The organism is Kitasatospora sp. NPDC093679, from assembly GCF_040683455.1.
Taxonomy (GTDB): Bacteria; Actinomycetota; Actinomycetes; order Streptomycetales; family Streptomycetaceae; genus Kitasatospora; species Kitasatospora arboriphila.
The window spans coordinates 37,255-49,522 of sequence record NZ_JBFBDW010000023.1 but is presented as its reverse complement, the minus strand read 5'-3'; the positions used below and the strand labels follow the sequence as shown (position 1 = coordinate 49,522).

The following is a 12,268-nucleotide window of genomic DNA, read 5'->3' as shown; positions in this document are numbered from 1 at the left end:
CCGCGCGGCGGTCCCGGGCGACCATCGGTGCCATGACCCTTGACACCGCACCGCTGGGCGAGTGGCACTCCCTGCGTCTCCTGGCCACGTCGTCGATCGGGCGCGTCGTCTACACCGTCGGGGCGCTGCCCGCCGTCCTGCCGGTCAGGTACCGGCTCGACGACGACGGCAGCGTGCTCGTGCCCGCCACCGCCGGGTCGGAGTTCCTCCGGGCCGTGGCGGACGCGCTGGTCGCCTTCCAGGTCGACGAGGTGAGCGAGGCGGACGGCAGTGGCTGGAGCGTCACCGTCCTCGGCAGGGCCGAGGTGACCGGCCCCGGGGCCGTGGCCGGGTCGCACCCCCGGCCCGCCGACCGGGTCACCGTCCGCATCCACCCCGAACTGGTGACCGGACGCCTCCTCGCCGACGTGACGAGCCCTCCGCCCTGACACGGCACCGGTGGCCGCTCCCGCCGGCGAGCACCGGACCGGTGGGCTCAGCGTCCCAGCGGGACCGACCAGACGAGCCGGGTCCCGCCGTCCGCAGGGCTCGACAGTTCGAGCAGCCCGCCGAGGCCCTCGGCGCGTTCGGCCATGTTCCGCAGGCCGCTGCGCCGTCCCTGCTCGGGGATGCCGACGCCGTCGTCCAGCACGGCGAGCACCACCTGCTGGCCGGTGGCGCGGAGCGACACCTCCACCCGGCCGGCCCGGGCGTGCCGGGCGGCGTTGCTCAGGGCCTCGGCCAGCACCGCCACCACGTGGTCGGCGACCTCCCCCGGGACGTCGGTGTCGAGCAGGCCCTCCATGCTCAGCCGGGGCGCGAATCCGAGGGTGGCCTGTGCCTCCTCGACCGCCCGGACCACCCGGGCCCGCAGCCCGCGCCCGGCCTCGTCCTCCCGGGCCCGCAGGCCGAAGATGGTCGACCGGATGATCTTGATGGTCTCGTCCAGGTCGCCGACCGCCCGGATCACCCGGTCGGACGCCCCGGCGTGGTCGATCAGCCGTGCGGCGCTCTGCAGCGTCATGCCGGTGGCGAACAGCCGCTGGATCGCCAGGTCGTGCAGGTCCCGGGCGATCCGGTCACGGTCCTCCAGCATCGCCAGCTGTTCGGCGTCCCGGCGCCGCTCCCCCAGCTCCAGGGCCAGCGCGGCCTGGTCGGCGAAGCCCAGCAGCGGGCCGATCTCCCGCTCGGTGAAGGGCGGTTCGCCGGGCCGCCGGGCCAGCAGCAGCACGCCCTCGCTCTCGCTGCCGGCCCGGCCCAGCGGGACGGCCACCGCCGCGCCGAGTCCCTGGAAGCGCCGCGGGCCGGCGGACAGCCGCGGGTCGTCGGCGAGGTCGGGGCTGGTCACCGGCTCGGCCCTCGCGACGGCCGCGCCCGAGAGCGTGCCCTCCGCCGGGACGACGAGGCCGAGCCGTGCGGCACCGTCGCCGCCCAGCGCCAGTTCCACCCGCAGCGATCCGGTCCCCGCCACCGGCACCGAGACGTCCGCCAGCTCGGCGCCGGTGATCTCCCGCGCGCGCTGGGCGATCAGCCCGACCACCTCGGACCGGGAGCTCCCCGACAGCAGCGTGCGGGTGATCTCCGCGCTCGCGCTCAGCCAGCGCTGCTGGCGCTGCGCCTCCTCGTAGAGCCGGGCGTTGTCGATCGCCACGCCCGCCGCCACGGCGAGGGTCGCGATCACCGACTCGTCGTCGGCATCGAACTCCTCCCCGCCGCGCTTGTCCGTGAGGTAGAGGTTGCCGAACACCTCGTCGCGCACCCGCACCGGCACCCCGAGGAAGGTCCGCATCACCGGGTGGTGCGCGGGACAGCCGAAGGACGCCGGGTGCTCCGACAGGTCGCGCAGGCGCAGCGCCTCGGGACGGCGGATCAGCTCGCCGAGCAGCCCCTTGCCGGTCGGGTAGGGGCCGATCCGGGCGATCTCCTCCTCCGACAGTCCCACCGTGAGGAACTGCGACAGCGTCTCGCCGTCGGGGCCGATCACACCGAGTGCGGCGTAGCGGGCGTCCACCAGCACGGCGGCGGCCTCGACGATCCGGCGCAGCACCTGGGTCAGGTCCAGTTCCCGGCCCACGGACAGCACGGCCTCCAGCAGGCTGTGCACCCGGTCCCGGGTGCCCCGGGCGGCGTCGATCCGGGCCTGGAGCTCCTCCAGCAGCTCGTCCAGCCGCAGCTGCGGAATCCTCGACCGCACCTCGTCACCGCCCACGCGGCCCTCCTCGTCCCTGGTTGCCGGCCGGTCGATTCTGGCAGATGAACGGCCTGACATGGCAGGGACGAACGGCACCCCTCGGCCCGGCCGGCCCGGCCGACCCGGCAGACCCGGCAGACCCGGGTGGCCCGGGTGGCCCGGGTGGCCCGGCCGGCCCGGCCGACCCGGCAGACCCGGCAGACCCGGGTGGCCCGGGTGGCCCGGGTGGCCCGGGTGGCCCGGCCGACCCCGCCACCCGGGCCGGATCCGGTGCGGCGTCGTCAGCCCGTGGTCCGCCCGTTGCCGAACACGGCCCTGATGAGCCGGTCCAGCGCCCCGGGGAACGCCTGTGCCGGGTCGACGTCGGCGTCGCCGGTGGTCAGCCCGGCGGTGAGGGTCCGGCTGCCGTCGGGGCTGGCGATCATCAGTGCGCCGTAGCCGCCGGGGGCGCCGCCGTTGTGGTGGACGACGGTGCCGCCGTCCGGGCCGAGGTCCTGCACGAACAGGCCGAGGCCGTAGCCGAGCATGCCGTGCGGTGTGCGCATCTCGGCCAGCAGCGGGGCGGGCAGGAGCTCGCCGCCCAGCAGTGAGGAGAAGAAGGTGTGGAGGTCCCGGGTGGTGGAGATCATGTCGCCGGCGCCGGTCAGGAGGGTGAGGTTCTGGCGGGTGACGTCGACGACCTTCCACTGGTCGCCGTCCCGGTAGCGGTAGTAGCCGTGGGCGTGCGGCGCGGGCAGCTCCGGCGAGTCACCGGGCACCGCGGTGTCCCGGAGCCCGAGCGGCTGCAGGATCCGCAGCCGCATCTGCTCGGCGTACGGGCGGCCGGCGGCCTTCTCGATCAGCAGCACGGCCAGGGTGTAGTTGGTGTTGGAGTAGCTCTGGTCGGCTCCGGGCTCGAACCGGGCCGGCTTCGCGAGGGCGAACCGGACGAGTTCCTCCGGCCGGTGGCTGTGGAACCGGTCGTCCACCCACGGCTTGCCCGCCGCCGGGATGCCCGGCACGAAGGTCCCGTCGGGGTCGAGGTCGCCGGTGTAGCTGGCCAGCCCGCTGGTGTGCCGGAGCAGCATCCGCACGGTGATCCGCCCGTCCAGTCCGAGCTCGGGCAGGTGGTCGGCCACCGGGTCGTCCAGCCCGATCGCCCGGTCGGCGACCAGCTGCAGCACCAGGGTCGCGACGAAGGTCTTGGTGGTGCTGCCGATCCAGAACCGTCCGTCCGGCGGTGGCGGCGCCGCCTCGCCGAGCTTGCGCACTCCGGCGGTGCCGACCCACGCACCCCGCTCGTCGTGGACGCGCATCTGCACCCCGGCGAACCCGGCGTCGACGAAGTCCTCGACGGCCTTCTGCAGGTCGGGACGGTCCTGTCCGGTGGCGTTCTCGGCGGTGCGCAGGGATTCACTCATGGTCGTTTCCTCGTCTCGTGTCGGAACGTGCCGGATACTGACCGCGACCGCGGCGCCGTGGGAGGTGCGGCTGCGCGCACCTCCCACGGTCCGGTCGGCCGTGCGGCGGTGGTCAGAGGCTGCGGGCGGTGATGTCACCGGCGGCGGTGGTCGCGCGGATGGTCACGGCCGCGTCGGCGCCGTCGGTGTTCTTCAGGGAGTTGGCGATCCGGCCGAAGGCGGTGCCGGCGTCCAGCGCGGCGGAGACGCCGTGGGCGACGCCGACCTCGATCGCGCCGGAGCCGGTGCGCAGCACGAGGGTGCCGCGGACGGCCTCGGTGATGCGGAGGTCGCCCTGCTGGGTGCTGATCTCGGCGGGGCCGGTGAGGCGGCCGAGGGTGACGTCGCCGGACTGGAGGGTGAGGCGGGCGGCGGACGCCTCGTCGAGTTCGACGGTGCCCTGCGCGATCTCGACGGCGACCTCGCCGAGCCGTCCGGTGCCGTGGAACTCGGCGGCGGCGCCCTTCGCCTCGATGCGGGAGCCGGCGGGCAGGTGGACGGTCACCGAGACGGTGCCGGAGGTGCCGAGGATCCGGTTCTTCGCAGCGGGGGCCTCGATCCGCAGCACCCCGTCGCGGTGGGCCACCTCGATCAGCTCGGCCGCCTTCACGTCGCGGCCCTTGGCGGCGTCCGCGGGCAGGACCTCGACGGTGGTGTCGGCCCGGTCGGCCGCGACGACCCGGACGCGGCCCGCGGGGACGTCGAGGACGACGGTGACCGGGGCGGGGGTGTTGAAGGTGTGCATCGTGCTCTCCTTGGCTGGCTGCACTGGTTTCTGACATTGGAAACGCTACGTTGCATTCCAATGCCTGGCAACTGATTCGTTGCATCAAATCCAAATAGCAGCAGGCCAGAGCCAGTAAATCGTTGCAACAGCCCCAGAACTAACGCAACGTCACACCTGCAGCTCGTTGCAATGAATGAGCGTGAACGCTACTCCGGGGGCGGGTCGACTCCGGTCGGTGGCGCCGCCGGGCCGCCGTCACCCGAGGTGGTTCAGCGCCGTGTCGAGCAGGATGACGTTGACGCCGGCCCGGCCGGGGGTCGGGGCTGGAACCACGTCGGGCGAGGGAACGACCAGGCCGCCGACGCCGTAGATTTCGAGGTTCCGGGCCGGCAGCGAGCCGGCGCCGGAGGGACGGCACTTGACCCCGCGCAGGGCGTCGCATTGACGGCGGCATCGTCCGCCGTCCGGTGGCAGCAGACGGGAAGGGTCGCCCTTCAGGCTTGCGGGGCTTCGGCCTGCGCCGCCGACCGGGCGTCCGCGTCCTTGCGCTCCGCGAGGAGGAACAGCACCACTGCGGCGGCGATGAGGCCGAGGCCGGCGGCGGTGCAGGCCATGACCGCGCCGACGGACGCGTCGGCGATCCGCGGGAGGCCGTTGAGGGGGGCGAGGGCGTAGCAGCAGAGGGCACCGTAGGCGCGAAGCCGCATCCCGGCCCGTCGCCCCCGCATCCACGGCGGTGTCCAGCCGGCCAGCACCGCCACCGGAATCGGCAGCAGGAGCGCGGTGGACACTGCCAGCGCCGTCCAGTGGTACAGCGGATTGCCGTTCACCACACCCCCCTCCCGGATGATCACCAGCCTAGGTGGCATCGGCGCGGCACGTCCATCATCGAATGCCGCGAAGCTCCGCATGGCACCCGCAGCCCCCGAGTGACGCCACATGGCGCCACGCGACGCCATCGCAGCCCGCCGGCGTCGGACAAGGCGCAGGTGGCGCCACAGCAATCCTGTCCATCCAGGCGCGTTTCCACAGGTCAGAACCGCCCGTGCCGCGAGGTGTCACGGATGGCGCCACATAGGCTTGCGCATGGCGCCATCATGGTGCCACCATGGTGTCACGAACCTGGACCACCTGGTCGCGCCGACGACCGACCGGGCGCAGCTCGACCGGCCGGGCGTGCCGACCACGGCACCCCGCACCATCTCCGCCCCACCCCGATCCACACACCGCGTCCCACCAGCGGGGACGTCCTGCAGAGCCGAGAGGACGGGACAGCCGTGCCTTCTTTCACCACCCCCGAACCGATCTCCGTGACCGCCACCGTGGAGGCCGGTTCCGTCCGGCTCACCGCCGGCGACCGCACCGACACCGTCGTCGAGGTGCTGCCCCGCGACCCGCAGAAGGACCAGGACGTGCGGGCCGCCGAACGGACCCGGGTCACCTGCACGGACGGCGTCCTGACCGTCACCACGCCCAAGCAGCCCTTCTCGCTCCGCCGCTCCGGAACCGTCGACGTGACGGTCGAACTGCCGACGGGCTCGCACGTCGCCGTGGCCGGCTCCTGGACCCAGGTGCTCGGCGAGGGCCGGCTCGGCGAGGTCCGGGTGAGGACCTCCTCGGGCGACCTCCGCTTCGACACGACCGGCGCGCTGCACCTGGAGGCCTCGCACGGCTCGATCACCGTCGACCGGATCGAGGGCGCCGCCGAGATCAGCACCAGCTCCGGCAGCGTGCGCGTCGGCACCGTGGACGGCCCCGCCACCCTGAAGAACGCGCACGGCACCACCACCGTCGGCACCGCCCTCGGCGACCTCCGGGTGCGCGGCACCAACGGCGACATCGACATCGCCCACGCCGAGGCGTCCGTCACCGCCAGCACCGCCCACGGCACCCTGCGCCTGGGTGAAGTCGTCCGCGGCACGGTGCGGTTGGAGACCGCCTTCGGCTCGATCGAGGTCGGCGTCCGCCAGGGCACCGCCGCCTGGATCGACGCCGCCTCCGGCTCCGGGCAGGTCCGCAACGCGCTCGCCGCCGCCGGAGCCCCGGCCGCGGCCAAGGCCGAGCCGGAGGCCGAGGACACCGTCAAGGTCAGCGCCCGCACCACGCACGGCACCGTCGACATCCTCCGCGCCCGGGCCTGACCCGCGGCAGCACCGGCACCACCGTCCCCGCTCCAGCCACGCCAGCCTTCAACCGGAGGGGCCCATGCCTTCGTCCGCCATGCCCGCATCCAGGACGGACCTCGACCAGCAGCCGCCCGCCGCGATCACCGCCGCCGGCCTGCGCAAGTCCTACGGCGACAAGACCGTCCTCGACGGCATCGACCTGTACATCCCGGCCGGAACCGTCTTCGCGCTGCTCGGCCCGAACGGCGCCGGCAAGACCACCGCCGTCAAGATCCTCTCCACCCTCGTCTCCGCCGACGGCGGCACGGCCCGGGTGGCCGGCCACGACCTCGCCGCCGACCCGCAGTCCGTCCGCGCCGCGATCGGCGTCACCGGCCAGTTCTCCGCCGTCGACGGCCTGATCACCGGTGAGGAGAACATGCTCCTCATGGCCGACCTGCACCACCTCCCCCGGCGGGAGGGACGGCGCGTCGTCGCCGAACTGCTGGAGCGCTTCGACCTCGCCGACGCCGCGAAGAAGCCCGCCTCCACCTACTCCGGCGGCATGAAGCGCCGCCTCGACATCGCCATGACCCTGGTCGGCACGCCGAGCATCATCTTCCTCGACGAGCCCACCACCGGCCTCGACCCGCGCTCCCGCCAGAACATGTGGCAGATCGTCCGCGAGCTCGTCGCCGGCGGCACCACCGTCTTCCTCACCACCCAGTACCTGGAGGAGGCCGACGAACTCGCCGACCGCGTCGCCGTGCTGAACGACGGCCGGATCGCCGCCCACGGCACGGCCGAGGAACTGAAGCGGCTCGTCCCCGGCGGCCACGTCCGGCTCCGCTTCACCGACCCGACGGCGTACCGGTCGGCCGCCTCCGCCCTCCGCGACGCCGCCCGCCACGACGAGGCGCTCGCGCTGCAACTCCCCAGCGACGGCAGCCAGCGCGCCCTGCGCGCCGTCCTCGACCGGCTGGACGCGGCCGGCATCGAGGCCGACGAACTCACCGTGCACACCCCCGACCTCGACGACGTCTTCTTCGCCCTGACCGGCGGCACCACCCTCCCCCACCAGGCCGAGGAGGCCTCCCGATGACTTCCCTGTCCCTCGCCGTCCACGACTCCTCGACGATGCTGCGCCGCAACCTGCTGCACGCGCGCCGCTACCCGTCACTCACCCTGAACCTGCTGCTCACGCCGGTCATGCTGCTGCTGCTCTTCGTCTACGTCTTCGGCGACGTGATGAGCGCGGGCATCGGGGGCGGCGGGCCGGACCGGGCCGACTACATCGCCTACATCGTCCCGGGCATCCTGCTGCTGACCATCGGCGGCACCACGATCGGCACCGCGGTCTCCGTCTCCAACGACATGACCGAAGGCATCATCGCCCGCTTCCGGACCATGGCGATCCACCGCGGTTCCGTCCTGATCGGGCACGTCGTCGGCAGCGTGCTGCAGTGCGTCGCGAGCGTGGTCCTGGTCGGCGCCGTCGCGGTCGCGATCGGCTTCCGAGCCGAGGACGCCACCGCCCTGGAGTGGCTGGCGGCGCTCGGGCTGCTGACCCTGGTCGCCCTGTCGCTCACCTGGATCGCGGTCGGCATGGGCCTGGTCAGCCCGAACGCCGAGGCGGCCAGCAACAACGCCCTGCCGCTGATGGTCCTTCCGCTCCTCTCCAGCGCCTTCGTCCCCGTCCACGCGATGCCGGGCTGGTTCCAGCCCGTCGCCGAGTACCAGCCGTTCACCCCCGCCATCGAGACGCTGCGCGGCCTGCTGCTCGGCACCGGGATCGGCAACAACGGGTGGATCGCCCTCGCCTGGTGCCTGGTCCTCACGGTGCTCGGGTACCGCTGGTCGAAGCGGATGTTCGACCGCGACCCGAAGTGACAGCACGGACTGCGGCCCCGCAGTCCCGCCCGTTCGAGGGGCGGCGTGTCCGACACCGAGTCGGTGCACGCCGCCCTTCGTCCGGGTCAACGGCCTGCGGGCATGCCGGTGGTCGGAGGTGTCAGCCGAGGTGGCGGGCGAAGAACCGCAGCGTGCTGTCGAGTTCGAAGTCCGGGACCTCGGAGTGCTTGCCGGGGTTGGCGTGCAGTGTCTTCTCGACCGAGCCGAGGGCGTCGAAGAGTGCCAGGGCCGCGGCCCGCGGCACCCTCTCGTCGTCCCACTGGAGGAGGAACTCCACCGGGACGGTGATCCTCGCGGCGTCCCCGGCCGAGGCCAGGGCCCCGCCCAGGCCCAGGACCGCGGCCCGCACCCGGGGCTCGGCCGCGACGAACGGGACCCCGAGTCCGCAGCCCAGCGACACCCCCCAGTAGCCCACCGGCCCGGCGCCGACGTGCTCCAGTCGCTGGACGGCGTCCAGCAACGACCGCCACTCCGGAACGGTCCGGCGGGAGACCAAGGCCTGGAACTCGGCGATCAGCCGGGCCAGGTCCTCCCCCGCCTCGGCGCGGGCCCGGTTCTCGGTCGCGATCCGGTCGAACTCCTCGTCGACCGGCCGGCCGCCGTGGCCGGGCACGTCGACCGCGACCACGGCGAAGCCGCACTCGGCGGCGAGACGACGCGCACGCGTCTCGATGTCGGGGGCCTTCTTGTGCTGGCCGCCGCCGTGCCCCATCACGATCAGGGGACGGCCGCCTGCGGCACCTTCCGGTGTCCACAGCACGCCGGGCACCCCTTCGAGTTCGAAGAGCTGTTCGCGGACACCGCGGGACGACGAGTCGGAGATGAAGCGCATGGTTCGGGCCTTTCGGGATGCCTTCGGCGGGCGTCCCTAGGCCATGCGGGGGAGGGAGGCCCGACCTGTCACGGTGTTGATCGGTCTCACCTCCTCGGATTCGCAACGGCGCACGGCGGCACAGAAGGTACCACGAGAGGCATCACGGGACGATCGGGCCCGCATGCCGCCGCCCGCACCGACCGTTCCCACCAACCTTTGGACATCCAGCGGGAATTGAGCGGAATGATCAACCTGCTAGGGTGGCCCGATGGCATCGGTCAGGCAGGTTCAGGTCACGTTCGACTGCGCGGATCCCGAGCGCGTCGCCCGCTTCTGGTGCGAGGTGCTGGGGTACGTCGTACCGCCGCCGCCGGAGGGGTTCGCCACGTGGGACGACTACCACCGCTCCCGGCCGGCCGAGGACCGGGGCGCCTGGTTCGCGTGCAGCGACCCGACGGGTGCGGGCCCGCGGCTGTACTTCCAGCGCGTTCCCGAAGGCAAGGTCGTCAAGAACCGCGTCCACCTCGACGTGCGGGTCGGCACCGGCCTCGTGGGTGAGGAGCGCCTGGCCGTGCTCGAGGCCGAATGCACGCGACTGCTGGCGCTCGGCGCGGTGCGCGAACGCCTGCTGTACGACGGCAACGACGCCTGCATCGTCATGCAGGACGTCGAGGGCAACGAGTTCTGCCTCGACTGACCGTCCTCCGACCGGGCTCAGCGGGCACGACGGCGCAGCGCCAGCACCCCGCCGACCGCCGCTGCGGCCAGCGCCGCGAGCAGACCGATCACCCACGGCAGTGCGGAACTTCCGTTCGCGGCGGGCGCGGTGGCCAGCGGGACGACCGGCGGTGTCGGGCTCGGCGAGGACACCGGGCTCGCGCCCGGCGACGGCGGGGCGGACACCGACGGCGAGGACGGCGCCGAGGGCGACGGCGAGCCGGACGGTGCCGGGAGCGGCGAGCCGGACGTCCCGGCCGCTCCCGGCGTACGGGGTGTGCCCGTCCGCGGGCTCGGCGTGCCGGTCGCGCCGCCGCCGGTGGCCCGGGAGGGCTCCCGGGCGGGGGTGCCACCGGTGAAAAGTGTCTGACCGTCAGCACGGCAAGGTGCGCGCCGATCTGGATGCTCTGCCGTTCACCAGGACGGCCCGGGTCTGACGTCGCGTCCGGTTCGCACGTGCAGCCCGGTCTGACGTCGGTTCCGTCCTCCCGCACGGCCGCCCGGGGTGCGATACTCGCGGGCATGGCTGACGCGACCGGTGCACCGACCGCTGCGGCTGCACCACCCGGCGCTCCGCCGCCCGCCTCCCCGTCGGTCGCGCCGCAGCGAGCGGCACGCGTGCCCGGCCGGCGCGCCGCGGGCGTGGTCGGCTTCGTGGCCGGTGCGGCGGTGGTCGGCCTGGTGTGGGGCATCGGCTCCGGCAGTCCGGCGTTCGCCGGGATGTTCTCGCTCAGCGGCACCGTGACGCTGCCGACCGGGCTGACGCGCGCGTCCGACGAGTGCACCGGCACCGGCGGATACGCCGGCATCGCGCAGCACACGGCCGTCGCCGTCTACGACGACCACGGCAAGCTCCTCGCCACCGGCACCCTCGGCCCCGGTAGGTCGTCGAAGGTGGCCCGGTGCGACTTCCCCGTGGAGATCGCCGACGTCCCGAAGGGCGGGGCGTACTACCAGGTCGAGCTCGACCACCGGGTGCGGTTCAACGTGCCGCGCGAGCGGGCGGAAGGCGGTCCGTTCGGCGTCGCGCTCCAGTGACCGGGAACGGCCCGGGGCGGGCTCGACGCAGGCCCACCCCGCCGGGACGCATGCGTGACGTCGATCTCGCGCCCTCCGGTGAAACCTGAACGCCCGTCGAGGCGTGTACCTCTTCGGAAGATCCGATGGAGGGGGGCCGTCGTGCGACGGACATCGATGGCGGGCGGGGCACTGGGCGGGGTTCTGCTGCTGGCCGCGTGCAGTGGTGGCGGGGCCGGAGGCGGCACGGCCGCCGCCGGGGCGGGGGGCGCCGGCGGCACGGGCGGTGCGGCGAAGGCGTCCGCGGCGGTGCTGTCGATCGAGCCGAAGGACGGTGCGCAGAACGTGGCGCCGGGCGGGGTCAGGGTGTCGGTGGCGACCGGCAAGCTGACCGAGGTCGCGGTGACCGGCGCGGACGGCAAGCCGGTCGAGGGTGCGATGGCCGCCGACGGGCTCAGCTGGATCCCGGCCACCGGTGGTCTCACGGTCGGTGCGGCCTACACGGTGAACGCCAAGGCCGTGGACGCCGCGGGCGTCACGACCGCCGCCACCAGCCGGTTCACCACCCTGACCCCGTCGAAGACCGCCAAGGTCGAGGACAACGTCGTCACGGGCCGGACGTTCGGCGTCGGCATGATCATCTCGGTGCGGTTCGGCGTGAAGGTCAAGAACAAGGCGGAGGCCGAGAAGGCCGTCACCGTGGAGGCCTCGGACGGCACCGAGGTCAGGGGTCACTGGTTCGACGACGACACCCGCCTCGACCTGCGGCCCGCCGCGTACTGGAAGTCCGGCACCACGGTGCAGATCCACCTGCGGACCAAGGGCGTGGAACTCGCCCCCGGCGTGTACGGCGCTACCCAGCGCGACGAGCACTTCACCGTCGGCCGCAAGCGGATCAGCGAGGTCGACGCCCGCACCCACCGGATGGTGGTCACGGAGGACGGCAAGCCCGCCCAGACCATCCCGATCACCGCGGGCACCGACGACAACCCGTCCTGGAACGGCACCATGGTCATCTCCGAGATGAGCCGGATGGAGAAGATGACCTCCCGCGGCCAGGTCGGGCTGGTGGGTGAGGGCTACGACGCCGTCGAGCCGCACGCGATGCGACTGACCACCAGCGGCACCTACCTGCACGGCAACCCGAAGGCCGCCGCGGCCGTCGGCCGCTCCAACATCAGCCACGGCTGCATCGGCATGGTCGACTCCGAGGCCGGCGACGACGACTCACCCGCCGGCAAGGTCTACGCCGCCTCCCTGGTCGGCGACGTCGTCGTCATCCGCAACTCCGTCAAGAAGCAGCCCCTCGACCCCGCCAACGGCCTCAGCGGCTGGACCATGCCCTGGTCCCAGTGGTGACGGAAGGCG

At 73.5% G+C, this 12,268-nt stretch carries 13 protein-coding genes; 8 read left to right on the top strand and 5 right to left on the bottom strand.

Annotated features, from left to right (window positions below):
• Positions 1 to 32: 32 nt before the first annotated feature.
• A complete protein-coding gene (locus AB0O09_RS20285) occupies positions 33 to 428 on the top strand; it encodes a pyridoxamine 5'-phosphate oxidase family protein (RefSeq protein ID WP_363543114.1) in 396 nt (131 codons plus the stop codon).
• 47 nt (positions 429 to 475) lie between these two features.
• Here the strand turns inward: AB0O09_RS20285 and AB0O09_RS20280 are convergent, their stop codons facing one another.
• The 4 genes from AB0O09_RS20280 to AB0O09_RS20265 form a co-directional block, all read right to left on the bottom strand.
• Positions 476 to 2,188 (bottom strand): GAF domain-containing protein, encoded by a 1,713-nt coding sequence (locus AB0O09_RS20280; RefSeq protein ID WP_363543113.1) that lies wholly within the window; start codon positions 2,186 to 2,188, stop codon positions 476 to 478.
• Between the two features lie 263 nt (positions 2,189 to 2,451).
• Positions 2,452 to 3,570, bottom strand: coding sequence for a serine hydrolase domain-containing protein (locus AB0O09_RS20275; RefSeq protein WP_363543111.1), 1,119 nt, complete (start codon positions 3,568 to 3,570; stop codon positions 2,452 to 2,454).
• Positions 3,571 to 3,682: 112 nt separating this feature from the next.
• Positions 3,683 to 4,354: a DUF4097 family beta strand repeat-containing protein gene (locus AB0O09_RS20270; protein ID WP_363543110.1), complete on the bottom strand. Its 672-nt coding sequence runs from the start codon at positions 4,352 to 4,354 to the stop codon at positions 3,683 to 3,685.
• Positions 4,355 to 4,830: 476 nt separating this feature from the next.
• Complete coding sequence (locus AB0O09_RS20265) at positions 4,831 to 5,166, bottom strand: hypothetical protein (RefSeq protein ID WP_363543108.1); 336 nt, start codon at positions 5,164 to 5,166, stop codon at positions 4,831 to 4,833.
• Positions 5,167 to 5,613: 447 nt separating this feature from the next.
• Here AB0O09_RS20265 and AB0O09_RS20260 point away from each other — a divergent pair, with 447 nt between their 5' ends.
• The 3 genes from AB0O09_RS20260 (at position 5,614) to AB0O09_RS20250 (ending at position 8,331) form a co-directional block, all read left to right on the top strand.
• A complete protein-coding gene (locus tag AB0O09_RS20260) occupies positions 5,614 to 6,477 on the top strand; it encodes a DUF4097 family beta strand repeat-containing protein (RefSeq protein WP_363543107.1) in 864 nt (287 codons plus the stop codon).
• A 79-nt stretch (positions 6,478 to 6,556) separates the two neighbouring features.
• Positions 6,557 to 7,543: an ATP-binding cassette domain-containing protein gene (locus AB0O09_RS20255; RefSeq protein WP_363543105.1), complete on the top strand. Its 987-nt coding sequence runs from the start codon at positions 6,557 to 6,559 to the stop codon at positions 7,541 to 7,543.
• Positions 7,540 to 8,331, top strand: a complete 792-nt coding sequence (locus AB0O09_RS20250) for an ABC transporter permease (protein WP_363543103.1) — start codon at positions 7,540 to 7,542, stop codon at positions 8,329 to 8,331. Before AB0O09_RS20255 ends, AB0O09_RS20250 begins: the two co-directional genes overlap by 4 nt.
• Positions 8,332 to 8,452: 121 nt before the next feature.
• Here the strand turns inward: AB0O09_RS20250 and AB0O09_RS20245 are convergent, their stop codons facing one another.
• Positions 8,453 to 9,184 (bottom strand): alpha/beta hydrolase, encoded by a 732-nt coding sequence (locus AB0O09_RS20245; protein ID WP_363543101.1) that lies wholly within the window; start codon positions 9,182 to 9,184, stop codon positions 8,453 to 8,455.
• Between the two features lie 250 nt (positions 9,185 to 9,434).
• Between AB0O09_RS20245 and AB0O09_RS20240 the strand changes: the two genes are divergently transcribed.
• From AB0O09_RS20240 to AB0O09_RS20225, 4 genes are all read left to right on the top strand, one after another.
• A complete protein-coding gene (locus tag AB0O09_RS20240) occupies positions 9,435 to 9,863 on the top strand; it encodes a VOC family protein (RefSeq protein ID WP_363543099.1) in 429 nt (142 codons plus the stop codon).
• A 129-nt stretch (positions 9,864 to 9,992) separates the two neighbouring features.
• Entirely contained in the window at positions 9,993 to 10,253 is a 261-nt protein-coding gene (locus tag AB0O09_RS20235) for a hypothetical protein (protein WP_363543097.1), read from the top strand.
• A gap of 152 nt (positions 10,254 to 10,405) precedes the next feature.
• Entirely contained in the window at positions 10,406 to 10,921 is a 516-nt protein-coding gene (locus tag AB0O09_RS20230; RefSeq protein WP_363543096.1) for a hypothetical protein, read from the top strand.
• 141 nt (positions 10,922 to 11,062) lie between these two features.
• Positions 11,063 to 12,259: an Ig-like domain-containing protein gene (locus AB0O09_RS20225; protein WP_363543094.1), complete on the top strand. Its 1,197-nt coding sequence runs from the start codon at positions 11,063 to 11,065 to the stop codon at positions 12,257 to 12,259.
• The last annotated feature ends 9 nt before the right edge of the window (positions 12,260 to 12,268 follow it).

Coding starts and splice junctions, on each gene's coding strand:
- AB0O09_RS20245 (WP_363543101.1), bottom strand. CDS start 9,184: ATGCGCTTCATCTCCGACTCGTCGTCCCGCGGTGTCCGCGAACAGCTC.
- AB0O09_RS20240 (WP_363543099.1), top strand. CDS start 9,435: ATGGCATCGGTCAGGCAGGTTCAGGTCACGTTCGACTGCGCGGATCCC.
- AB0O09_RS20270 (WP_363543110.1), bottom strand. CDS start 4,354: ATGCACACCTTCAACACCCCCGCCCCGGTCACCGTCGTCCTCGACGTC.
- AB0O09_RS20255 (WP_363543105.1), top strand. CDS start 6,557: ATGCCCGCATCCAGGACGGACCTCGACCAGCAGCCGCCCGCCGCGATC.
- AB0O09_RS20275 (WP_363543111.1), bottom strand. CDS start 3,570: ATGAGTGAATCCCTGCGCACCGCCGAGAACGCCACCGGACAGGACCGT.
- AB0O09_RS20285 (WP_363543114.1), top strand. CDS start 33: ATGACCCTTGACACCGCACCGCTGGGCGAGTGGCACTCCCTGCGTCTC.
- AB0O09_RS20230 (WP_363543096.1), top strand. CDS start 10,406: ATGGCTGACGCGACCGGTGCACCGACCGCTGCGGCTGCACCACCCGGC.
- AB0O09_RS20250 (WP_363543103.1), top strand. CDS start 7,540: ATGACTTCCCTGTCCCTCGCCGTCCACGACTCCTCGACGATGCTGCGC.